Source organism: Thermithiobacillus plumbiphilus, assembly GCF_038070005.1.
In the GTDB taxonomy this organism is placed as follows: domain Bacteria; phylum Pseudomonadota; class Gammaproteobacteria; order Acidithiobacillales; family Thermithiobacillaceae; genus JBBPCO01.
Genome location: NZ_JBBPCO010000003.1, coordinates 187,485 through 209,969 on the forward strand (window position 1 = coordinate 187,485; position 22,485 = coordinate 209,969).

General features: G+C 63.1%; 23 protein-coding genes. 3 read left to right on the forward strand and 20 right to left on the reverse strand.

The window, feature by feature from the left end:
* The first annotated feature begins 99 nt into the window (after positions 1-99).
* Positions 100-654: a hypothetical protein gene (locus WOB96_RS04790; RefSeq protein ID WP_341370141.1), complete on the forward strand. Its 555-nt coding sequence runs from the start codon at positions 100-102 to the stop codon at positions 652-654.
* A gap of 4 nt (positions 655-658) precedes the next feature.
* On the opposite strand, the gene WOB96_RS04795 is transcribed toward WOB96_RS04790, so the two are convergent.
* Positions 659-1,291 (reverse strand): 2OG-Fe(II) oxygenase, encoded by a 633-nt coding sequence (locus WOB96_RS04795; protein WP_341370142.1) that lies wholly within the window; start codon positions 1,289-1,291, stop codon positions 659-661.
* Between the two features lie 97 nt (positions 1,292-1,388).
* Between WOB96_RS04795 and trxA the strand changes: the two genes are divergently transcribed.
* On the forward strand, positions 1,389-2,258 hold the full coding sequence (gene trxA / locus WOB96_RS04800) for a thioredoxin (protein WP_341370143.1): 870 nt from the start codon (positions 1,389-1,391) through the stop codon (positions 2,256-2,258).
* On the opposite strand, the gene WOB96_RS04805 is transcribed toward trxA, so the two are convergent.
* The 7 genes from WOB96_RS04805 to ffh form a co-directional block, all read right to left on the reverse strand.
* Complete coding sequence (locus WOB96_RS04805; RefSeq protein ID WP_341370144.1) at positions 2,250-2,771, reverse strand: methylated-DNA--[protein]-cysteine S-methyltransferase; 522 nt, start codon at positions 2,769-2,771, stop codon at positions 2,250-2,252. The genes trxA and WOB96_RS04805 overlap by 9 nt on opposite strands.
* Positions 2,749-3,978 carry a hypothetical protein gene (locus WOB96_RS04810; protein ID WP_341370145.1) on the reverse strand — a complete coding sequence of 410 codons (1,230 nt, stop codon included), beginning with the start codon at positions 3,976-3,978 and terminating at the stop codon, positions 2,749-2,751. The genes WOB96_RS04805 and WOB96_RS04810 overlap by 23 nt, the downstream gene beginning before the upstream one ends.
* Positions 3,979-4,005: 27 nt before the next feature.
* Positions 4,006-4,353: a 50S ribosomal protein L19 gene (gene rplS / locus WOB96_RS04815; RefSeq protein WP_341370146.1), complete on the reverse strand. Its 348-nt coding sequence runs from the start codon at positions 4,351-4,353 to the stop codon at positions 4,006-4,008.
* 10 nt (positions 4,354-4,363) lie between these two features.
* A complete protein-coding gene (gene trmD, locus WOB96_RS04820) occupies positions 4,364-5,176 on the reverse strand; it encodes a tRNA (guanosine(37)-N1)-methyltransferase TrmD (protein ID WP_341370147.1) in 813 nt (270 codons plus the stop codon).
* Complete coding sequence (gene rimM, locus WOB96_RS04825; RefSeq protein ID WP_341370148.1) at positions 5,176-5,688, reverse strand: ribosome maturation factor RimM; 513 nt, start codon at positions 5,686-5,688, stop codon at positions 5,176-5,178. The genes trmD and rimM overlap by 1 nt, the downstream gene beginning before the upstream one ends.
* 13 nt (positions 5,689-5,701) lie before the next feature.
* On the reverse strand, positions 5,702-5,959 hold the full coding sequence (gene rpsP, locus WOB96_RS04830; protein ID WP_341370149.1) for a 30S ribosomal protein S16: 258 nt from the start codon (positions 5,957-5,959) through the stop codon (positions 5,702-5,704).
* 119 nt (positions 5,960-6,078) lie between these two features.
* Positions 6,079-7,467: a signal recognition particle protein gene (ffh, locus tag WOB96_RS04835; RefSeq protein ID WP_341370150.1), complete on the reverse strand. Its 1,389-nt coding sequence runs from the start codon at positions 7,465-7,467 to the stop codon at positions 6,079-6,081.
* Positions 7,468-7,600: 133 nt separating this feature from the next.
* Between ffh and WOB96_RS04840 the strand changes: the two genes are divergently transcribed.
* Complete coding sequence (locus tag WOB96_RS04840) at positions 7,601-8,425, forward strand: cytochrome C assembly family protein (RefSeq protein ID WP_341370151.1); 825 nt, start codon at positions 7,601-7,603, stop codon at positions 8,423-8,425.
* Here the strand turns inward: WOB96_RS04840 and WOB96_RS04845 are convergent.
* The 12 genes from WOB96_RS04845 to ompR all read right to left on the reverse strand — a co-directional run bounded on the left by WOB96_RS04845 (position 8,406) and on the right by ompR (position 22,439).
* The gene (locus tag WOB96_RS04845) at positions 8,406-9,212 is read right to left on the reverse strand and encodes a uracil-DNA glycosylase (RefSeq protein WP_341370152.1); all 807 of its coding nucleotides are present in this window, start codon (positions 9,210-9,212) and stop codon (positions 8,406-8,408) included. The two genes, WOB96_RS04840 and WOB96_RS04845, sit on opposite strands and share 20 nt — an antisense overlap.
* Positions 9,213-9,327: 115 nt before the next feature.
* Positions 9,328-11,343, reverse strand: coding sequence for a hypothetical protein (locus WOB96_RS04850; protein ID WP_341370153.1), 2,016 nt, complete (start codon positions 11,341-11,343; stop codon positions 9,328-9,330).
* Between the two features lie 187 nt (positions 11,344-11,530).
* Complete coding sequence (locus WOB96_RS04855) at positions 11,531-13,450, reverse strand: PrkA family serine protein kinase (RefSeq protein ID WP_341370154.1); 1,920 nt, start codon at positions 13,448-13,450, stop codon at positions 11,531-11,533.
* A gap of 88 nt (positions 13,451-13,538) precedes the next feature.
* Positions 13,539-15,035 carry a SpoVR family protein gene (locus WOB96_RS04860; protein ID WP_341370155.1) on the reverse strand — a complete coding sequence of 499 codons (1,497 nt, stop codon included), beginning with the start codon at positions 15,033-15,035 and terminating at the stop codon, positions 13,539-13,541.
* The gene (locus WOB96_RS04865; RefSeq protein ID WP_341370156.1) at positions 15,032-16,288 is read right to left on the reverse strand and encodes a YeaH/YhbH family protein; all 1,257 of its coding nucleotides are present in this window, start codon (positions 16,286-16,288) and stop codon (positions 15,032-15,034) included. Before WOB96_RS04865 ends, WOB96_RS04860 begins: the two co-directional genes overlap by 4 nt.
* A gap of 597 nt (positions 16,289-16,885) precedes the next feature.
* Positions 16,886-17,905 carry an ABC transporter ATP-binding protein gene (locus tag WOB96_RS04870; protein ID WP_341370157.1) on the reverse strand — a complete coding sequence of 340 codons (1,020 nt, stop codon included), beginning with the start codon at positions 17,903-17,905 and terminating at the stop codon, positions 16,886-16,888.
* Positions 17,902-18,576: a molybdate ABC transporter permease subunit gene (gene modB, locus WOB96_RS04875; RefSeq protein ID WP_341370158.1), complete on the reverse strand. Its 675-nt coding sequence runs from the start codon at positions 18,574-18,576 to the stop codon at positions 17,902-17,904. Before modB ends, WOB96_RS04870 begins: the two co-directional genes overlap by 4 nt.
* A complete protein-coding gene (gene modA, locus WOB96_RS04880) occupies positions 18,577-19,320 on the reverse strand; it encodes a molybdate ABC transporter substrate-binding protein (protein ID WP_341370159.1) in 744 nt (247 codons plus the stop codon).
* Positions 19,321-19,427: 107 nt separating this feature from the next.
* The gene (locus tag WOB96_RS04885; RefSeq protein WP_341370160.1) at positions 19,428-19,766 is read right to left on the reverse strand and encodes a winged helix-turn-helix domain-containing protein; all 339 of its coding nucleotides are present in this window, start codon (positions 19,764-19,766) and stop codon (positions 19,428-19,430) included.
* A gap of 42 nt (positions 19,767-19,808) precedes the next feature.
* Positions 19,809-20,261 carry a DUF4383 domain-containing protein gene (locus WOB96_RS04890; protein WP_341370161.1) on the reverse strand — a complete coding sequence of 151 codons (453 nt, stop codon included), beginning with the start codon at positions 20,259-20,261 and terminating at the stop codon, positions 19,809-19,811.
* Between the two features lie 121 nt (positions 20,262-20,382).
* Positions 20,383-21,726 carry an ATP-binding protein gene (locus tag WOB96_RS04895; protein ID WP_341370162.1) on the reverse strand — a complete coding sequence of 448 codons (1,344 nt, stop codon included), beginning with the start codon at positions 21,724-21,726 and terminating at the stop codon, positions 20,383-20,385.
* The gene (gene ompR / locus WOB96_RS04900) at positions 21,723-22,439 is read right to left on the reverse strand and encodes an osmolarity response regulator transcription factor OmpR (RefSeq protein WP_341370163.1); all 717 of its coding nucleotides are present in this window, start codon (positions 22,437-22,439) and stop codon (positions 21,723-21,725) included. Before ompR ends, WOB96_RS04895 begins: the two co-directional genes overlap by 4 nt.
* Between the last annotated feature and the right edge of the window lie 46 nt (positions 22,440-22,485).

The window sequence follows — 22,485 nt, forward strand, 5'->3', positions numbered from 1 at the left end:
AAAACCCGGGCCTTTTTCATGGAGGGTTTGCGCCCGCCCCGCTGCGCCTTACAATGGGCCAATTCTTTCCTTCATTGTCCGCCCAGGAGTGGCATGCCCATGTCCGCACTGCCCGAGAAATCCCAGCAAATCATCCAGGCGCACGCCGGCCTCATCCACCGCGTGGTGATCGCCTGCCACAACCGCAGTCAGGTCCCGGATCTGGAGCAGGTCCTGCAGATCGCCAGCGACAATGGCTGGGCCGAACTGGTGACATCCATCCGCCGGGTGCTCAATGGCCGGCGCGACGCCGGGGTCTTCGTAGGACTCGATGAGGATGATCGTGTGGTGGTGGAGACCATCCTGCGGGGCATTCAGAACCCCAACAGCCTACCGGATCTCAACGCCAAGCCAGACCCGACACTCGCAGCACCCGGACTTGCGAGCATGATCTTCGAGGCGGGACGCGGCAATGCCCAGGCCCTGCAAGTGCTCGGCGGCATGGCCGAGCAGATGTCGGCCGCCGGTGGGGACATGGCGCGACTGGCCGCCATCATGCGCCCCCTGGTCAATGGCGAGCGCGACCCCGACAGGCTCTGCAAGGGCATGAGCAGCACCGGAGAAACACTGGTGCTCTCGATTCTGAAGGAACTCGATCGGCTGCAGCCTCAGTAAAGGTTCAATCGAGATCGGCGAGAATGCCGCCCTGCTCCCGCCGGCCCTCGTCCACGCCATACATCCAGCCGGTGAGGGTGTAGCGGTCCGCGTTGGTGGGCAGCACTTCGTGAAGAATGTCGGCGCTGCGAAACAGCACCAGCCGGTCCAGCAGGGGTTCGATGCGCCGAGATCCGGGGGTCAGCACATGCAATTCCCCGGCATCCTGCGACACCCAGTCAGGGTTGAGAAAATACACGCAACTGACTACCCGGTTGCTGCCCTCGGCAAAGGCGTCCCGGTGCACCTTGTAAAAGGCGCCCGGCTGATAGCGGGCAGCATGGCACTCGAAGCCGCGTAGGCCGAGAAAGGCCTCGCGGTTCAGCTGTTCGCGCAGATCCTCTATCCTGTCGAAGAACTGCTGTATGCCTGCTGGCAAGGCCTGCGTCGCATCCAGCCAGAAAATCTCGTCATTGCGCACGGCCGGCGCCAGGGCCTCGCCACTGTTGCGGCCCACCCGGGCCGGGCGCCCCAGACCGGCCTCGAAAAGAGCAAGGACCTCGGCGCGCACCTGCCGCGCCAGTGCCTCGCCCAGGAAGCCATCCCAGAGCACCAGGCCGCTGTCCGCCAGTTGATCGATCCATTCAGGGTTTTGCATGCACTCTCTCCCGCGGGGCTTGCCTCAGTTGCCCGGTGTCCCCATATTCTCTTAAATCATCCACTGATATTCCACTGAATGCAAAAGGGAGTGCAACATGGCGCAAGGCCCATACGTACAGGATGTCGATGTTTCAAGCTTCGACCAGGTCGTCATCGAAGGTTCCCGCGAACGGCTGGTGCTGGTGGACTTCTGGGCGCCCTGGTGCGGCCCCTGCCGCGCCCTCGGTCCCGTGCTCGAAAAGCTCGCCACTGATTACGCCGGGAAATTCCTGCTGGCAAAGGTCAACTCCGACGAGAACCAGGAACTCTCGGTGCAATATGGCGTGCGCGGCATTCCGGCGGTCAAGGCCTTCCTGGACGGGCGCGTGGTCGATGAATTCACCGGCGCCTTGCCCGAATCCGCCGTGCGCCAGTTCCTGGACAAGCTCATCCCCTCGGAAGGCGACAAGCTGCGTGCCCAGGCGGCGGTGCTGCGCCAGTCCGGTCAGGCCGGTGAGGCCGAATCGCTGCTACACGCCGCCCTGCAGGCCGACCCGCGCAATGATCGGGTGCGGCTCGATCTTGCCCGGATTTATGTGGAAACCGGCCGCGAAGCCGAGGCGACGGCGATGATCGAGCAGATGCAGCCGACCTTTCGCATGGAGCCCGAAGTGGAAGCCCTGCAGGCCGCGCTCGAATTCGTGCGCCTGGCCGCTCAGGCCCCGGATGAGGCCACCCTGCTCAAGACCATCGAATCCACCCAGGGCGATAATCGTGCCGAGGCCATGCTGCAGCTCGCCGCAAAGCGCGTCTTGCGCAATGACTATGAGGGTGCCATGCAGCAATTGCTGGAGATGGTGCGCGAGCATCGCAGTTACGGCGATGACGCCGGACGCAAGACCCTGCTGAAGGTGTTCACAATGCTCGGCAATCAGGGCGAACTGGTCAGCCGTTACCGCGCCCAGTTGGCGCGGGCGCTATATTGAAGTTTTTTCGTGATCCAGCAGCCAAACCTTGCGCTGCATTTCCGGGCCCTCGGTCGCGCCACTGTAGCCGCCCAGGCCGGTCCGGGCCACCACGCGATGACAGGGTATGAGAATGGGCAGCGGGTTGCGGCGGCAGGCCTGGCCGACTGCCCGCGGGCTGCTGGACAGGGCTCGAGCGACTTCGCCATAGCTGCGCGTCTCGCCTAAGGGAATGTCTGAAAGGTAAGCCCAGACGGCCTGCTGAAAGGCAGTACCCGGCAAGGGGACCAGTGGCAGAGCTGGGAAGGGATTCGGGGCAGGTCTGGCATGGTCGGGATTGGCGAAATAGGTGCTCAGGGCTTGCGAGGCGACCTGCAGCAGCGGCGTCTGTGCCGGCTGGATACTAGTGGGCGCTTGCGCCAGAAAGTCGAGGGCGTGAATACTCGCCTGACTGGCCTGCAACACCAGCCAGCCCAGGGGTGACTGGAAATGAAGCAACTGGATGGCCGATTCAGCCGGCCTGTGCGTTGCCACTTGCCTTGTCGCCATAGAGTCGCAGAGGGATCAGGGCATTGATCCAGGCCAGAGGCCCGGCAGTCAGCACCCGCGCCCGTTGTGCGGCCCCCCAGACATTCCAGAACAGGGGGTCGGGCTTCGCGGACTCTATCTCGCCTGCCATGGCCAGCATCCAGTCCTGCATAGCACCTGTGCGCAACTGATGCAGGCCGGTTTCCCAGCTCAGCACCTCTTTGCCGTGCTTCCCCGCCCCGACCGCAGCCTGATAGGCATGCAGCAGTCCGGCGTAATCCGGCCAGGGCCCGGCATGAGTCCAGCCGGCCAGCTCGAACACCTGTACCGCGGCGGCAAAGAAGGCCCGGCGCGCCAGGCGGCGGCTCGAGTGATGCATCTTCAGCAAGGCCACCAGACGCAGATAGATCATGGCCAGCCGGCGCTGATCCCCCTCGCCGCGGATGCCACGCTCGAGAATCAACAATCCGAAAGCCAGCAGCAACTGACGCAGAGCGCCGATGGGATCATCACCCAGGGCTCGCAGACGATGCATGTAAGCCTGGAGATTGCGCTCGCGCAGGGCCACGAGAAGCGGGGTGCGGATGTCCGCCGTCAGGCTGACCTTGCCCTCGGGCACGACCACGGAAGGGCCAGGTGGCGCCTGGAAATGCAGATAGGCGGCGTTGACAAAGAGCGCGGTAAACGCCGGCGCCGGGAGCACCTCCTGCAAATCGCTTACATGATCCGCCAGCACCAGGCGCTCGCCGTTGGCATAGTTGTCAGCCGCCACCATCACCGCCAGACGGCGCATCATCATCTGGCGCGGGTCCGCTTCTTCGGCCATGCTGCGCGCCAGGGGCGCGAGTGTATCGAGATCACGGTTATCCAGCGCCTGATTCAGCAGGTCGAGCTCGATGTCCAGCGGCTGTGGTTCTGGAAACCGGCTGTAATCCGGCCAGCCGGCGATGCAGGGCGGCAGGGACTCCAGGGCAGGCGCAAGGCGTTGCAGCGCTTTTTGCAGGAGCGTGGACGGCAGTTCGCCGGAGAGGCCTGCCAGGGCCAGGAAATCCAGCCAGTCCAGCCAGCCGGCTTCGCCCAGAGGCTGGCAGAGCACCCGACGCGCAAAGGCAGGCAGCGCCTCTTGCAGCACTGCCTGCCTTTGTTGCGCATCAGCCAGCACGCCGAGCTGCTGCCCGGCATCGAGTTCCAGCCACTGCTGAAGATTCAGCATATGGCGCAGCTCATGATCCGAATCGGATCAGCCAAGTTTTTCCTTGATGCGGGCAGCCTTGCCGCTGAGATTGCGCAGGTAGTAGAGCTTGGCCCGGCGCACGTCACCACGACGCTTGAGCTCGACCTTGTCGATGAGCTTGGAGTGCATCGGGAAAACGCGCTCCACGCCTTCGCCATTGGAGATCTTGCGCACGGTGAAGGCAGAGTCGAAGCCGCGGTTGCGACGGGCGATGCAGATGCCTTCAAAGATCTGGATGCGCTCACGGTCGCCTTCACGGACGCGCACGTGGACAGCCACGGTGTCGCCGGCGCCGAAATCGGGGATGTCGCTGCGCATCTGTTCCTGGTTCAACTGGTCAATGATATTGCTCATGATTTTCTCCTTAAAACCCATGCTCGGGGTTCGGCTGTTCAGCATTCTGCTCGCAAGGACCGACCCCGCTCCGCTGCGAATCTTCCATGGCTTCCCACTCCTGCCGGTATTCGGCAAGGAGGGTTGCCTCCTCGGGCGTCAAGTCACGCCTGGCCAGCAAATCCGGCCGGCGCTCCCAGGTACGCCCGAGGGCTTCTTTTTTACGCCAACGGGCGATCCTGGCATGATCGCCCGACATCAGAACCGCAGGTACCCGCTGCCTCTGCAACTCTTCCGGGCGCGTGTAGTGCGGGTAATCCAGCAAGCCCGCACTGAATGAATCCTGGGCGGCGGACTCGTCATGTCCCAGCGTTCCCGGCAACAGCCGACTGACGGCATCGATCAACACCAGGGCCGGCAATTCACCACCCGAGAGCACGTAATCGCCGATGGACCATTCCTCGTCCACGCAGGCATTGATGAATCGTTCATCCACGCCTTCATAGCGCCCGGCAATCAGGATCAGGCCTGGTGCCTGCGCCATGTCCGCCACGGCGGCCTGGTCCAGCACGCGGCCCTGGGGTGAGAGATAGATCACCCGTGCCCCGGGGCTGGCCTGCCGGGCGGCGGCCACGGCCGCCATCAGGGGCTCGGCCTTCATCACCATGCCCGGGCCACCGCCAAAAGGGCGGTCATCCACGGTGCGATGCCGGTCCTGGGTAAAATCCCGCGGGTTCCAGCAATGCAGCTCGATGCGGCCCTGCTGCACCGCCCTTCCAACCACCCCTTCCCGCAGGGCCGACCGCACCATGTCGGGAAAGATGGTCAGCACATCGAAGCGCATCAGTAATCGGCCCGCCAGTCCACCCGGATCTGCTTTTGAGCCAGATCCACTTCGAGCACGGCCGTGTAGGGAATCAGGATCTCCCCACCCCCTGCGCGCACCACCAGCACATCATTGGCGCCGGTCTCGAAGAGATGATCCACGATGCCGAGCGGCTCGCCCTCGGGATCGAGCACCTGCAGTCCGACCAGTTGCGACCAGTAGTAGGTGTCATCATCCAGGGCCGGCAACTGCTCGCGCGGTACGGCGATGGACTGCCCCAGCAAGGCGCGCGCCTGCTCCCGATCACCCACCCCTTCAAGCTGCGCGACCAGGGTCTTGCCCTGCTCACGACTCTCGACCACCGTATAAGGCTGCCAGTTGCCTGGCTGCCCCAGCCACCAGGTGGGATATTCCAGGATATCCGGCCGGTACTCGGTATAGGAAAACACCTTGACCATGCCAGCTACGCCAAAGATCCCTTCGACGCGGCCGAGAATGACCCAGTCCGCGTCTTCTGGGCTTGTCGTCATACCGGCTCCGGGATCAGGCTTCGGCCGCTCCGGCCTTGATGCCTTCGGCTTTCAGAAAACCGGCCACCGTGTCGGAGGGCTTGGCGCCCTTGCTCAGCCAGTACTGGATGCGTTCACGGTCGAGATTCAGCTCGCTGGGCTTGGCCACCGGGTTATAGAAACCGACGCGCTCGATGAAGCGACCATCACGGGCGTTGCGGCTGTCGGCTACGACGATGTTGTAGAAAGGCCGCTTTTTGGCGCCGCCCCGAGCCATGCGAATGGTTACCATGAATCCATTATCTCCCAGAAACATTCAAGACCCGGACAATGCGAGTCCGGGCCAGCAAGAAACCGCGCATTTTACCCTGAAGCCGACCGGGATTGGAAGCCCTATCACCGGCTGCGAATTCAAAAAGGACCGGGGCCCGCGCCGCCGCCCCCCTGGCCCGGCAGCATGGCGCGTGGATTGAAGCGGCCCATGAGCTTGCCAAGGCCCCCCTTGCTGAATTTTTTCATCATGCGCTGCATCTGCTCGAACTGCTTCAAGAGCTTGTTGATCTCCTGCACGCTGGTGCCGGAACCCTGGGCGATGCGGCGCTTGCGCGAGCCCTTGATGATATGGGGGAAGCGGCGTTCCTGGGGCGTCATGGAGTTGATCATGGCCTCCAGACGCTTGAACTGCTTGTTGTCCTTCATCTGCGCCATCGCCTCGGCCGGTACCTCGTTCATGCCGGGCAGCTTGTCCAGCAGGGAGCCAACACCGCCGAGCTTCTCGATCTGGCGCAACTGATCGCGGAAGTCCTCAAGATCGAAGCCCTTGCCCTTCTTGAGCTTCTCGGCCATCTTGATGGCCTGCTCCTCGTCCACCTGGCGCTGCACGTCTTCCACCAGGGTGACGATGTCGCCCATGCCGAGAATGCGCGAGGCCACCCGCTCGGGGTGGAAGGGCTCCAGGGCCTTGGTCTTTTCCCCGACGCCGAGAAACTTGATGGGCTTGCCGGTGACCGCGCGAATGGACAGCGCCGCCCCGCCCCGCGCATCGCCATCGGTCTTGGTGAGCACCACGCCGGTGAGCGGCAATGCTTCGTTGAAGGCCTTGGCGGTGTTGACCGCATCCTGGCCGGTCATGCTGTCGACCACGAAGAGGATTTCGGCGGGGTTCAGGGCCTTCTGCAGGTCCTGGATCTCGGCCATGAGCCGCTCGTCGATGTGCAGGCGACCCGCGGTATCGACCAGCAGCACATCGAAACCATGGCGCCGGGCATGATCCAGGGCCTTCTCGGCAATTGCCACCGGCTGCTCGTCGGGACGGCTGGGGAAGAACTCGACACCGACCTCGGCGGCAAGCGTCTTCAACTGGTCGATGGCGGCCGGGCGGTAGACGTCGGCACTGACCACCAGCACCTTTTTCTTCTCGCGCTCACGCAGCCAGCGTCCGAGCTTGCCCACCGTGGTGGTCTTGCCGGAGCCCTGCAGACCGGCCATCAATACCACGGCGGGCGGCCGGACATTGAGCTGCAGGCGATCGTTGGCATCCCCCATCAGATGGGTGAGCTCGTCATTGACGATCTTGATGAAGACCTGGCCCGGGGTGAGATTCTTCGCCACCTCCTCGCCAAGCGCGCGTTCGCGGACGCGGCTGACGAAATCCTTGACCACCGGCAGGGCCACATCGGCTTCGAGGAGCGCCATGCGCACGTCGCGCAGCGCGCCCTGGATGTTCTCCTCGCTCAGGCGCGCCTGGCCGCGGATGTTCTTTAAGGTCTGGGTGAGTCGCTGGGAAAGATTTTCGAACATATCGGTGCCCGTGCACGAGTGGAAAAGGTATTTTAGAGGAAAAGCGCTGTCCGGAACAGACGCAAGCGCTTGATCTTGATAGGCCAAAACCCGATGATACAAGGTCTTCAATCAAGAGACGACAAAGTCCTGCATGCCTTTATCCACGCTCTGGCTCCAGCTCGGCGCCCTACTGGCCTATCTTGGCGTCACCTGGCTCGAATACCGCCGCGTGCGCAGCGAGCGCGCGCCAACCCGCCGGCAATTGCTGCCGCTCGGGATCGTCGCCGCCTCCCTGCATGGCGCCGCGCTGTTTCCAAACCTCATCTTGCCCAGCGGGGCCCTGAACCTCAACCTGGGCCAGTCGCTGTCGCTGTTCGTGTGGCTGGCGGTGATGATCCTGCTGATTGCCAGCGTCTGGCGGCCACTGGTGTTGCTGGGACTGGGCGTGATGCCAGCGGCGGCGCTGGTGCTGCTCGGCCAGGTGGTCTGGACTGGCAGTTCAGTGGTGCCGGTGCGGGTGCAGGGCAGCCCCTATCTGCTCGGCCACATCCTCGTGGCGACCACGGCCTATGCCCTGCTCAGCCTGGCCGCGGTGCAGAGCGTGCTGCTCTGGGTGCAGGAGCGCAGCCTGCGCCTGAAGCACTTCGGGACAAGTTTCAAGTTCCTGCCCCCGCTGCGCGAACTGGAGGGCCTGCTGTTCCAGATCATCTGGACCGGTTTCGTGCTGCTGAGCCTGAGCCTCCTGAGCGGGCTGCTCTTCGCCGACCAGATCTTCGGCAGGCCCTTCGTCTGGGATCACCATACCGTGCTGTCGCTGCTTGCCTGGGCAGTGTTCGCCATCCTGCTCTGGGGGCGAACGCAGCTCGGCTGGCGGGCCCAGACCGCGGTGCGCTGGACTCTTTCGGGTTACGGCATCATCCTGCTCGCCTATTTCGGCGTCAAACTCGTGCTGGAATTCATTCTGCAGCGTCCCTGAACTGCGCCATCACCCGTTGGGCCAAGCGCAGATCTTCAAGCGTCTTGCGCTTTTCAAGCGGGCTGCGCAGCAGATAGGCGGGATGATAGGTGACGATGAGCGGGATACCTTCGTAGGCATGGGGCCTTCCCCGCAACTCACTCAGGGGCGTGTGGGCATGCAGCAGGCTCTGCACGGCGAAACGCCCCAGCGCAACGATCACCTTCGGCTGGATCAGGGCGATCTGGCGCTTGAGATAGGGCTCGCATTGCTGCACCTCCGGCCCCAGCGGATCCCGGTTATTGGGCGGCCGTGATTTCAGCACGTTGCTGATGAAGACATTCTCGCCGCGATGCAGGCCCATGGCGGCCAGCATGGCATCCAGCAGTTTCCCTGCCCGCCCGACGAAGGGTTCACCCCGCTTGTCCTCCTCCGCGCCCGGTGCCTCGCCGACGAACATCCATGCCGCCTGTCGGTCGCCGACACCAAACACGGTCTGCGTACGGGTCTCCCAGAGCGGACAGGCAACGCACTGGGCCACCGTGGCCTCCAGCGTGGCCCAGTCCATCCTGGCGATCAGCTCCGCACGGTTGGGCGTATCGGGCTTACTGGCGGCATCGGCGACATCCATCGATGCCGCCATGGGCGCGCCAGGCTCCCCGATGGGGGTCGCCTGTAGCGGCTGCGCTGCCTGGATTGATTCAGACTGATCCAGAACGCCACCCGGCCGCGGTGTCCAGAGCGGGTCCAGTTCCAGGGTTTTGAGTAGTGCGGACCAGCGATCCGCTGAAGTCGTCTTGCGTGCCATGGGGCGATGGTAGTCCAGCCCGGCGGGCTTGCCAAGAATGTTGTTGGTCCAACCCTCTGCATACTCGAAAATCTCAGTTTCAGCAGGTGGGCTCAGGGCAACCAGTCATGTCAGGCTATTTGCTTGCCGATTCCTGGACATTGGCCACTTTTTCCGCCGCGGCTTCACTGCACAGATCTCCCCGCTGCACGATGAGGCGCACGGGTGCCACCAGCAAGCCCAGCAGGGCCCGGCCGAGCTGACGCCGGGCGGCCAATGGCGGAATATTGATGGCGCGCAGGGCGACATAGAAGGCGAGCCCGAAGCTGACCATCAGGTTCATGAAACCGATCAGCAGCACACCTGCCGTGGTCAGCAGGAAGACCTTTGGCGTCAGGGCAAAATCGAGCGCCTGCCAGGCATAGCCGAAATTGGCCGAGGAAAAGGCGATGTGGCGGATGTCCAGGGGCAGGCCGGTGAGAAATCCCAGGGCGCCAACAATACCCAAGTAAAAGCCGAAAAAGACATTGCCGGCGATGCCACCCAGGTGATCCCCTATGTAATCGGCCACCCGTTTCCAGATGCGCCCGCCCACCAGACGTTGCGGACCGCGCAGACGCGCCAGCCGCTCGGCGATGCGCTCGTAGACGGCCTTGTTGTCATAATAGCCGGACACGATGCCGGAGAGAAAGAGTCCTATCCCGGCGACCCCGGCGTAAAAGAGCGCCAGGGAGCCGAAGGGATCGAGCTCCTCGATCAGGTGCAGCGCCTCGTCAGGCGAAACCGGGTGCCAGTCCAGGAGCCATGCTGCGCCATAGCTCAATGCCACTGCCGTGGCAAAGGCCAGCAGCAGATTGCCAAGGATCGACATCATCTGCGATTTGAATACCCGGCCGATGAAGCAGCCGAGCATGCGCTTGTCCGTACTGCTGCCGCGAATGCGGGTGAGGGTGTTGACCATGAAGGTGGCGGTCATGGCGGGTTGCTTGGTGGCGACGGTAAAATGCAGCATGTAGATCACGACGAAGCCCAGCGCATAATTCAGCCCGACGAAGAAGGTCTGGGTCAGCGGCGCCATGCCGGCACTCATCAGCAGGATCTTTATCAGCGCCATGATGGCGATGATGGGGCCGGCACCGGCGGCCGCGCGGAAGATTGCCCACAGTTCCTTGCGGTTTTCGGCGACGTAATGACCGCCGGCATGGGCGACGTGCTGGCTGATCCTGTTGGCCAGACGACCCGTGGTGGTACGCAACAGTGCCCGGACATCATGCCGGGACTCGGAAACCGAGAGAAGCTCCACGATGAGCCCAGCCAGCGTGGTCAGCTTGTCGGCAAGGGGCCTGTCCTCCATCATGTGCAGGAGTTGTTTCAGGCGACCGATTTCCTGCCCCAGCCGGGTGGACACATAGGTCAGCTCCACGCTGATCCCGGCGACATGGGCACGGCGACGCACCCTGTCCAGGGCCTCCTCACACTGTTCCAGCAGGACCAGGGCGTGCGCCGCGTCATCATCTGAACTCACGCCATATTCCTGGCACCTGTTCAGGAAGCAGGAAATTTCTTCGTATTGCGACAGAAATGGCGAGGCATGGGCGTCCAGCGAAGGGTCCAGGCGCAGCAGTTCCGGGTTCAGGCCGCCGGAAGCGATCCGGTGCGACAGGGAACGGATGGCTGTCGTGATGGTATCCTGCAAGCGATCGTAGCCTTCAGGACTCAGCTTCTCGAAATGCAGGGCGGCCAGCAGCCTTACCCAGAGAGACTGATCCATCCCGGCAATCCATTGTCTGTCGCCAGGCCGCAACAGACCATCCAGCCAGTCGCGCAGGGAGTCCGAGTTCGGCGCGGGCGGCAGCAGCTTGTAGCGAATGCGCCGGCCCAATTCCAGACGAAAGCCCCTTTCGGAAAGGATCCCGGCGTCGATGAGCAAACGAAAGGGCCGCCGCTGATTCAGCATGTTTATCAGACGCTCGCGCAGTGCATCAGCATGGCTCGGCTGAGCTTCCAGCAACTCCGCGAGAGCTTCCAGGCGCATGGCGGCCGCTTCCACATCATCGCTGTAACGCGGTCTCAACAGGCCGAAGAGACGCTGGAGCAGAGCGGTATCGCCGCTTGCCGGATCCTCGGCAATCTGTTCCAGGATATCTTTCATTTGCTTGAGTGGCGTAGTCATGCACGTTCTCGGGTCTGGGAATGCAGGCTGGCAGAATGAGTGGCAAGGTCGCCGAGTGTCAAGTACGGGCGATCAGGACAGGGCTATTCGGGAAAGACTCGCCAGTGACATGGAAGGGATAAAAAAACCGGCCCAAACGGGCCGGCCAAGCGCCAGTGAAACTGTTTCAGGAGCTCTTGCGCACGCGCATGAACCAGTCCACCACCAGGTGTACCTGGCGCGGCGTATAACCCCGATCGAGCATGCGCTCGACGAAGGCATCGTGCTTTTTCTGCTCCTCCTGGCTGCCCTTGCTGGTGAAGCTGATGACGGGCAGGATCTCCTCGGTATTGGCGAACATGCGTTTTTCGAGCACTGTCTTGATCTTTTCGTAGGCATCCCAGCGCGGGTTCTTGCCGCCGTGGTTGGCCCGGTAGCGCAGGCTGAAGTTGACGATCTCGTTGCGGAAATCCTTGGGATTGGCGATACCCGCGGGTTTCTCGATCTTTTCGAGCTCGGCATTCAGGGCGGCGCGATCGTAGACCTGGCCGGTGTCGGGATCACGGAACTCGTTGTCCTGCATCCAGTAGTCGGCGTAGAGCACATAGCGATCGAAGAGATTCTGGCCGTAGTCGGAATAGCTTTCGAGGTAGGCGGTCTGGATCTCGTGGCCAATGAAATCCACATAGCGCTGCTGCAGTTCCTTGAGGATTTCAAGGTAGCGGTTCTGCACCTCCTCGCTGAACTGCTCGCGAACGATCTCCTGCTCCAGGATGAGCATGAGGTGGATGGGATTGGCCGCGACCTCGGTGGCATCATAGTTGAAGACCTTGGACAGCACCTTGAAGGCAAAGCGGGTGCTGATGCCACTCATGCCCTCGGCGACGCCGGCCTGCTCGCGGTACTCGGCCGCGGACTTGGCGCGCGGGTCGGTCTCCTTGATGTTCTCGCCGTTATAGACGCGCATCTTGGAATAAAGGGAGCTGTTCTCGGGTTTGACCAGACGCGTCATCACCGAGAACTCGGCGAGCATGCGCAGGGTGCCCGGCGCGCAGGGCGAGACCGCCAGCGAGGACTGGGTGAGCATCTTCTCGTAAATCCTGACCTCCTCGTCCACCCGCAGGCAGTAGGGCACCTTGATGGTGTAAACGCGGTCGAGGAAGGCCTCGTTGGCCTTGTTGTTGCGAAACTGCAGCCACTCGCTTTCGTTGGAGTGGGCCAGGATGATGCCCTCGAAGGGAATGCCGCTGATGGCCTCGGTGCCGTTGTAGTTGCCTTCCTGGGTGGCGGTGAGCAGCGGATGCAGGACCTTCAGGGGCGCCTTGAACATCTCGACGAATTCCATGATGCCGCGGTTGCCCCGGCACAGCGCGCCGGAGAAGCTGTAGGCGTCGGGATCGTCCTGGGAATAGTCGGCGAGCTTGCGGATGTCCACCTTGCCGACCAGGGCCGAGATGTCCTGATTGTTGTCGTCGCCGGGCTCGGTCTTGGCGATGGCGATCTGGTGATGGATGCTCGGGTAGAGCTTGACCACCCGCAGCTTGGAAATGTCGCCCTTGGTCTCCTTGAGCCGCTTGATCAGCCAGGGACTCATGATGCCGCGCAGATAGCGGCGCGGGATGCCGTATTCCTGCTCAATGGATTCGGCATCTCCCTCGGGGTCGAAGAGCGAAAGCGGGTTGTCGAAGACCGGCGAGCCCTTGATGGCATAGAAGGGCACGGTCTCCATCAGGTGTTTGAGCTTCTCGGCCAGCGAGCTCTTGCCGCCGCCGACCGGACCCAGCAGATAGAGGATCTGCTTGCGTTCCTCCAGGCCCTGGGCGGCATGCTTGAAGAAGCCGACGATCTGCTCGACAGCGCTTTCCATGCCGTAGAACTCGCGGAACTTGGGATACATCTTGACGACCTTGTTGGAGAAGATGCGGCTCAGGCGTGGGTCGTCCTTGGTATCCACCAGTTCCGGCTCGCCAATCGCCAGCAGCATGCGCTCGGCCGGCGTGATGTAGGCGGTCGGGTCCTCGCGGCAGATTTCCAGGAATTCCTGGATGGTATAGGACTCTTCCGGTTCGGAGAATTTGCGTTTGATGCTGCTCAATAATGCTTCCATGTGATGTCTCCGTCTGTTGCCGCCTTGGCGATTCCTGGGGACCCGGCCCCCCGCCGGGCCTCGAACTGCTTCATCCCCTTTTGCATCCCTAATCCCGGTCCAGCGACCTGTCAGGTTCGGCGCTGAGCATCTCGATGACCTGCCCCTCCTCCTCACTTTCCAGCACCACGGGAAAGCCCCAGAGGTCGGCCACGTATTGGAGGGTATCCTGGGCCTGGCGCTCGTCGAGGGGGCGGCGCTGGTACCGGGTGTGACGCAAGGTCAGCACGCGGTCGCTGTCCCAGTTGGCACCAATGATCTGGATGTCAGGCACGAAATTGTTGCGCTCGTAAAGACGGCTCAGGGATTCGCGTACCTGGCGGTAGCCGCGCTCGTCGTGGATGGCGCCGATCTCGACGCTGTCATCGCGGTCATCATCCACGGCGATGAAGAGCTTGAGGTCGCGAATGACCTTGGGGCTCAGGAACTGGGCGATGAAACTGTCGTCGCGGTAGTCGCGCATGGCCTCATGCACCGCCTCGGTCCAGGGCTTGCCGACCAGCTCCGGGAACCAGTGGGCATCCTCTTCGGTGGGCTGCTCGCAGATGCGGCGGATATCGCTGTAGATCGAGAAGCCGAGCTTGTAGGGGTTGAGGCCGCTGTAGCGCGGGTCGTCGTAATCGGGCTGGAAGACCACGTTGGAGTGGTGCTTCATGAATTCCAGCATGAATTTTTCGCTGACATGCCCGCGATCATAGAGGGCATTGACCAGGGTGTAGTGCCAGAAGCTCGCGTAGCCCTCGTTGCTGACCTTGGTCTGGGCCTGGGGGTAGAAGTATTGCTGGAGCTTGCGCACGATGCGGATGATCTCCTTCTCCCAGGGCCGCAGCTTCATGCCCTTTTTCTCGAAGAAATAGAGCAGATTCTCCTCGGGCGTATCCATCGGCTGCCTGGTCGAAGGCGTCATGGCGATGGGCACGGTGCGCCAGACCTCATCATAGCTCTCGCGCTCGAACTCCAGACGTTCCATGGCGCGGCGCTCCTCGTCCTCGGCGGACAGGGGCTTGGGTTTCTGGTAGCGGTCCACGCCATAGGGCGCCAGGGCATGGCAGGCATCGAGCAGGAACTCCACCCGCTTCTCGCCGTGGCGCTCCTCGCAGCGGCGGATGTAGTCGCGCGCGAAGACCAGGTAGTCGATGATGCCATCGGCATCGGTCCACATCCTGAACAGATAATTGTTCTTGAAAAAGGCGTTGTGGCCGAAGGCGGCATGGGCGATCACCAGGGTCTGCAGCACCATGGTGTTCTCTTCCATCAGGTAGCTGATGCAGGGATTGGAGTTGATGACCATCTCATAGGCCAGCCCCATCTCGCCACGGCGGTAGGACTGCAGGGTGCGGATGAACTCCTTGCCATAGCTCCAGTGCCCATAGTGGATGGGCAGGCCGATGGAGGTGTAGGCGTCGATCATCTGTTCGGCGCTGATGACTTCGAGCTGGTTGGGATAGGTATCGAGGCCATATTCCTCGGCAATCTCTCCGATGACGCTGACGGCGAGATCGAGCTGCTCGAAGGTCCAGTCACCGGTTTCGAAGGGATACTTCATGCGGCCTCCGGCGTGAACAGCTCGCGGAACACGGGATAGATGTCCGCCACCTCGCGCACCCGGCGCATCTGCAGTTGCCGATGATCCCCCGCCACCTGGGCATAGGGCAGCCAGAGGTCCGAGACGGCCTTGTCGCCGATCTCTATATAGGCGTAGTACTGCACGGCGGGCAGCAGCTCGCGCAGCAGGCGCACGGCGGTGCCATTGTCCTGGATGAAGTTGTCGCCATCGGTGGCCTGGCAGACATAGACGTTCCAGTCGCTGCCATAGCGTTCGTTGAGGATGCCGCGGGTGAGCTGCAGGGCGCTGGAGACCATGGTGCCGCCGCTGGAGGTGCCGTAGAAGAACTCGTTTTCGTCCACTTCCTGGGCGATGGCGTGGTGGCGGATGAAGACCACCTCGATCCTTTCATAGCGCCGCTGCAGGAAAAGATAGAGCAGGGCGAAGAAGCGCTTGGCCATGTCCTTTTCCTGCTGCCCCATGGACCCGGACACGTCCATGATGTTGAACACCACGGCGCGGGTGCTCGGCACCGGCACGCTCACGCGGTTGTGATAGCGCAGATCCACCGGATCGAGGAAGGGCACACGATTGATGCGGTCGCGCAGGGACTGCATCTCGGCCTCGATGCCCTTGATGGTTTCGGCGCTGTCACCAGCCTCCTGCCCGGCCTCCAGATTGCGTTGCAGTTCGGAGAGCTGGCGCCGCTCGCGGCTGGTCAGGGCGATGTTGCGGCCCAGGGACTGGCGCAGGGTACGCACGATGTCCATCTGCGACGGCACGCCGGACGTGGCCCAGCCGGCGCGTTTCGGTTTCCACTCCTCGATGCTGGCCTGCTGCTTTTTCACCAGATCCGGCAGCACCAGCCCGTCAAACAGGAAATGCAGGAACTCCTCGCGATTGAGTTCGAAGACGAAATCGTCCTCGCCGCCGGTATCATCCGAGGCCTGCCCGCGCCCCTCGCCCTCCCCAGCTGGCGGCCGGGGCAAGCGGTCACCCGTCTGGAACTTCTTGTTGCCCGGCAGCACGTTCTCGTGCAGGCCGCCGCGGGCATTTCGGAAGCTCGGTTCTTCCAGCAGCTTGCGCGGGATGCGGACATTGCCGCCCTCGCCCATGTCCTTGATGGACTTCTTATCCACCAGGTCCACCATGGCGCGGCTGATGGCCTCGCGGTAGCGCTGGATGAAGCGGCGACGGTTGTCGACACTCTTGCCGGCCCCGTTCTGTCGCCTGTCGATAATCACTTTTTTCATATGTTGCCTTCCGTCGCCCGCTCGCCAGGTGGCTGACACTGGTTGATGGTGAAGCACGACCTGGCTGGCGGAAGACCAAGAAAAACGGAAAAGGCGCTGGTTTTGACTTGTTTTTTAAAGACAGCGGGACTAGAGCCTGCCGTCAGTCAGCGATCCAGAATGAAAGAGCAACCGATGGGTAGAAACGCTACCCGAAAACGTGGAAGAAAAAGGGCTCTCCGGTTGGCCCCTTGGGCTGAGCAGCACTACTATCAGACCGGACCGCCTGGCCTCCCTGCCGGATGAGCGCCTGCAGTTTTAAAGCTAGAACCATTGCCTCCGGATAGCAAGCATTGCAGGTCCGACTAATATCAGAGTCCAAAATCAGTGCCCGGGTTCCCTCAAAACCGTATATGAAAACCGGCTTTCTTCAAGGTTCTAGCATTCTTCGTGCCAGGGCTCGACGACAGCAGATGCCGGACTTGCGGGCCAGACAAGAACCTGCCACTGTCCGTTTCAGGACATCCGCACCATCGTGGTGCAATGGCGGGCAGAGCGGCATGGGCCAGGGCGCCACCTTCCACTCACCCTGGAGCAGGGTTCTGATGTCTGAGCGTCTCAGTCTTCGCTGAATACCAGCAGGGCTTGTTCTGGCAGGGCCAGCCAGGTGTGGGCATGCGATATGCGGGTCGGCTGGCGCGCGAGCAGGCGCAGCGATCCGATCTGCCAGAGCGTCTCGAAGTGATCCCCGAAATCGGTGCTGTGCAAGAGTTGCGCCGACAGATGATTTGATCCGGGCCCAGAGGCCACGCGGATGGATTCGGGCCGGATGCCTAGCCACTGCCCCCTGCCGGCCTGTGCCTCAGCAACCTGGAGCCGCCCCCAGTCCCCTGAGGCCCTGCACCCTTGCCAATTGGCGACCGGCAGGAAATTCTGCCAGCCAAGGATCTCCGCGCAGGCGCGGTCGGTCGGTTGTGCGAAGACCTCGGCGGGACTGCCGAACTGGCGCAGGCGACCATCGGCCAGGATGCCCAGTTGATCCCCGAGCACCCGCGCCTCGGCCAGATCATGGGTCACCAGCAGCACGGGAATGCCCAGCGTGGCGAGGTCCTCGCGCAGATACTCCTGCAGACGCCGGCGCAGATGGGCATCGATGGCTGACAGCGGCTCATCCAGCAGCAACAGCCTGGGTTCGCGGGCCAGGGCCCGGGCCAGGGCCACGCGTTGACGCTGACCGCCTGACAGTTCCTGTGGGTGACGCCTGGCGAAATCCGCCAAGTGCAGGCGCGCCAGCCAGTCGCGGGCACGAACGAGGCGGTCCCGACCGCGCAGACCAAAGGCGACGTTTTCAAGGGCGTTCAGATGCGGAAACAGGGCATAGTCCTGAAACAGCATGCCAACGCGCCGGCCCTCGGCGGGCAGCCAGATCTGCTGGCCGGCATCGAACCAGGCCTCGCCCAGGCAGCGGATGAATCCCGCCTGCGGTCGCTCCAGCCCGGCGAGCAGGCGCAGCAGGGTACTCTTGCCGCCCCCCGAGGGCCCGAGCAGGGCGGTCACGCCTCGTTCCGGCAGTTCAAGATCAAGATCCAGACCGAAACCCGAGCGCGAGAACTTCAAGCGAGCCGAGAGGCCACTCATCGCCGGCGGCCCTGCAGTCCGGTCATCAGCAAGAGGATGAAAAAGGAAATCCCCAGCAGCAGGAGCGCGTACTGGTGCGCGGCGGCATAGTTGAGCTGCTGCACCTCGTCATAGAGGGCAATCGACGCCACCTGCGTCAGGCCGGGGATGTTGCCGCCAATCATCAGCACCACGCCAAACTCACCCAGGGTATGGGCGAAGGCCAGCACCACGCCCACGCCAATGCCGGGCAGGCTGAGCGGCAGGAGTACCCGGAAGAAGCGGCGCAGCGGACCATCGCCGAGCGTGGCCGCGGCTTCCAGCAGGCGGCGGTCCACTCCGCGAAAACCCGCCAGAAAGGGCTGCACCGCAAAGGGAAAACTGTAGATCACCGAACCGAGCACCAGGCCCGCAAACGAAAACGGCAGGGTAAAACCAAACAGGGCCTGCCAGGCCGCGCCCAGCGGGCTTTCCGGGCTCAGGGCCAACAGTAGATAGAAGCCAAGCACGGTGGGCGGCAGGACGATAGGCAGCGCAATCAGGGCCTCAATGAAGCGCGCCAAGGCTCCCCGCCGGAAGGCCAGGGCATGGGCCACGGGCAGCCCGATCAGCAGGAGCAGGAAGGTGCTTACCGCTGCCAGCCTGAGGGTCAGGGCCAGCGCGGTCCAGAGTGGGGAGGCAAAGTCGGGCAACTAGTGCTCTCCGGGTAGCAGGAAGCCATTGCGGATAAAGACCTGACGCGCCGCCGGACTCTTCAGAAAGGCCATGTATTCGCGCGCCACAGGGTTTTTGGCGCCGTACCGGGTGATGACCGCGGCCTGCTCCAGGGGCGTGTAACTATCGGCCGGGATCAGCCAGTAGCGTCCCTGCCCCTGCAGTTTGGGCGAGCGCAACAGCGACAGCGCCACGATGCCGGCATCGGCATTGCCGCTTTGCACGAACTGGGCGGTCTGGGAGATGTTCTCGCCCATCACCAGTTTGCCTTGCAGGGCGGGCAGCAGGCCGGCCTCGCTCAAAGCCTCGCGGGCCGCACGGCCATAGGGGGCATGGGCCGGATTGGCGATGGCGATGCGCCTGACGGCGGGATTGCGCAGCATGCTCAAGCCCTGAGCGGGATCGAGGCGTGGATTCATGGTCCAGAGCGCCAGCCGGCCCACGGCATAGGGCATGAGGCTGTCGGGCAGGGCCTGGCCCTTGTCCACCAAGGACTTGGGGTATTTCACATCGGCCGACAGGAACAGGTCAAAGGGCGCGCCCTGGCTGATCTGGGCGAAGAAGTTACCCGACGAGCCGGTGCTGACCTTGATGTTGACACCGGGATGCGCGCGCGTGAAGGCCTGGTTCAGCTCCGCGAGCACGAACTGCAGGTCCGAAGCCGCCGCCACGGTGAGCTGCTCCGCGGCCTGGACCGGCAAAGCCAGGCTGAGACAGGCCATCAGAGACAGCCAGAATTGAATGAAATGGCGACGCAAATTACCCCCCGAACCGATATATATGACCGTACATAACGGTACGCAAATAAAAACACGGCCCCAAGGCCATGTCAATCCTCCGGCGCCTGTCCACTCAGGAGCATCCTGAACTCATCCATCCGGGCGGCCACGGCCTGATAGGCCTCGGCCTCCATGGCGCGATAGCGGGCCAGAGCCTCCTCGCCAAAAGAGGTCAACTGCGCGCCGCCACCATGCACCCCGCCCTTGCTGGATTCCACCAGCGGCTGCCTGAAGCACTGATTCATGGCCTCGACCAGCAGCCAGGCGCGGCGATAACTCATCTTCATGCGCCGCGCCGCTGCCGAGATCGACCCCGTATCACGAATATGTTCCAGCAGTTCGGCCTTGCCCGGGCCCATGGCTATGGCCTCGCCCAGCAGGATTCGCAACCGCGGCTGATCTTTTTCCGCCTGTGAAATACTCGTCTCCGTTCAATAGGTGGCTGCGCGGTGGCGCGTCTCACCGGCATGCGGGCGCAGGGCAAAGTACAGGCCAATCAGGGCCAGAACAGTATGGACCACGTTACCGTTGCGGTCCACGGTCATGCCCATGACGGAATAGAGTCCCGGCTGCATGCCAAACTGCATGAAGCCCATGGCCGCCATCGCCGCGAAGACCACGGCCACCACCCACATGTAGGCGACAGAGGAGTCATACCTGGCCCGGACTGCCATGCCGGCCACACCAAAGAGAATGTGCGTTGCCGCGTGCAGCCAGTTGATGCCCAGAATTCCAAACAGGTATCCCGGGCTGATGTTGATGATACCGTCATCGTTGCCAGTGACAAATGGTCCGATGAATCCGGCAATACCGACTGCCAAGTTGGCCACACCGAAGTAAAACGCTGCCTTTTGAACCGTATGCACATCCGTCATCGTTCGCATTTCAGGTCTCCTTGGAATTGGTCAGTGCCCGTCAGCGAGCATAACAACCTGACTTTCAAGGAGAAGTACCAAAGGTCCATGGGCCCATGGACCTTTGGGGAGTGTCCGGTCGAACAGGCTTTCACAGCGCAGGCGACATGCGGGATTCATCGGATGCTGTCTGGCTGACCTTGTCTCGACAGTTCCTTGCCGGCAGGATCAGCCGCGCCTCCAGACCACCACCGGGGCGGTCGCGCAGCTCGAATCGGGCCTGATGCGCAGTGGCAATGCGCCCGACGATGGCCAGCCCCAGGCCAGCGCCGCTGCCGCTGCGCGCGGCATCCAGACGCGTGAAGGGCTGCATGAGATCCTCGCGCCGATCCGCCGGAATGCCGGGTCCGCGATCCAGCACACAAAGTTCCACGGCGCCATGCTGCTGGCGCGTCTGTACCGTGATTTTTCCGCCACCGTGACGCTGGGCATTGGCCAGCAGATTGCCGAGCAGCCGCTGCATGGCCAGGGGCCGGAAGCACAGTGGCGACAGCTCCCCGAGATCCAGGCTGATCTCCGCGCCCTGACGCTGGAAGCGCTGCACGGCGTCCCGCACCAGCGCGTTCAGGTCACCGAGGCTGGCGCTTTCGTCGATGTCCTCACGCAAAAAGGCCAGGAACTGGCCGAGGATGGCGTCCATTTCCTCGACATCCTCGATCATGCCGCGTTGCAGTTCGGCGTCGGCCTGCTGCATCTCGATGGCGAGGCGCAGCCGCGCCAGCGGCGTGCGCAGGTCGTGGGAAACGCCGGCCAGCAGCAGCTTGCGGTCGCGTTCCAGGGCGGCCACGTCCTGCGCCATGCGATTGAAGGCACGGCTCACCATCTGCAGTTCCCGCGGGCCATTTTCGTCCAGGCGCGGGGGCAACTCGCCGCGCCCCACTCGCCCGGCCGCCAGGGCCAGGGACTGCAGGGGCTGATTGATGCGCCGCACCAGCCACCAGGCCCCAAGCCCGGACAAGAGCGTCACCAGAAACAGCCAGCCAATGCGTGGCCAGGGGAAGGGCCGCTCGGCGCGGCGCAGAGGCAAACCCACCCAGGGCGTTGCCGGCGTGGGATCGAGTCGCACCCAGACCACGGTTTGGCCGGCCGCGCGGGAGATCCGCATGGCTTGCGAGAAGCGGGTGCGGAGTTCGTCCTGGACGCTGCTCAGAAAGGGCGAAGGGCGGGCAACCGGGCGCGGCGGTTCAGCAGCCAGGCGCAGGCCCTCACGCGCGGCCAATTGCTGCAGATAGTGCTGGCGCGCGGTCGGCGGCAGGTTATCCAGGGCCAGCTCGATGCTGCTCAGGCTGGACAGCAGCAGGTTCGCGGTATGCTGGGCGCGCAGGTCATTGTAATAGAGCCGGAACAACTCGGCATAGACGAGCTGGCTCACGATCAGGATGGCGGCAATCACCCAGGCGGTGCGGCCCAGCAGGGTACGGGGGAGCAGGGTCACGATGCATCCTCGTCGGGTACGAAGACATAGCCGAGATTGCGCACGGTCTGTATATAGCGGGGCTGGGCGGGATCGGCCTCGATCAGGCGGCGCAGCCGCGAGACCTGCACGTCGATGCTGCGGTCGAAGACCTCGAAATCACGCCCGCGCGCCAGCTTCAGCAGCTTCTCGCGCGACATGGGCTGACGCGGGTGGCCGGCCAGCGCAGCCAGGAGTGCAAACTCGCCCTGCGTCAGGGCAATGCGCTCATCATTCCGCCAGAGCACGCGTTGCGAGAGATCGAGACGAAAGTCGCCGAAGCGGATCTCGCCGGCCTGCGGCGCACCAGGTACGCGGGGTGCCTGGCGGCGCAGGATGGCACGGATGCGCGCCACCAGCTCACGCGGATTGAAGGGCTTGGGCAGGTAGTCATCGGCGCCGATTTCAAGACCCACGATGCGATCCACTTCATCGCCGCGGGCGGTGAGCATGAGAATGGGCGGCCCCTCCCCCGCGCCACGCAGGCGCCGGCAGATGGCCAGGCCATCCTCGCCGGGCAGCATGAGATCAAGGACGATCAGATCAAAGGGTTCGCGCGCGAGCAGGCGGTCCATGGCAATACCATCAGCGGCCAGCGTCACCGTGAAACCCTGCTCGGAGAGATAGCGCTCCAGCAGGGCGCGCAGGCGCTGGTCATCATCCACTACAAGAATTCGGGTCTGGGTCATTTCCATGCGCTCATCATACCCTCCGAGGCGCGGGCCCGTGTTTCAGCATGTT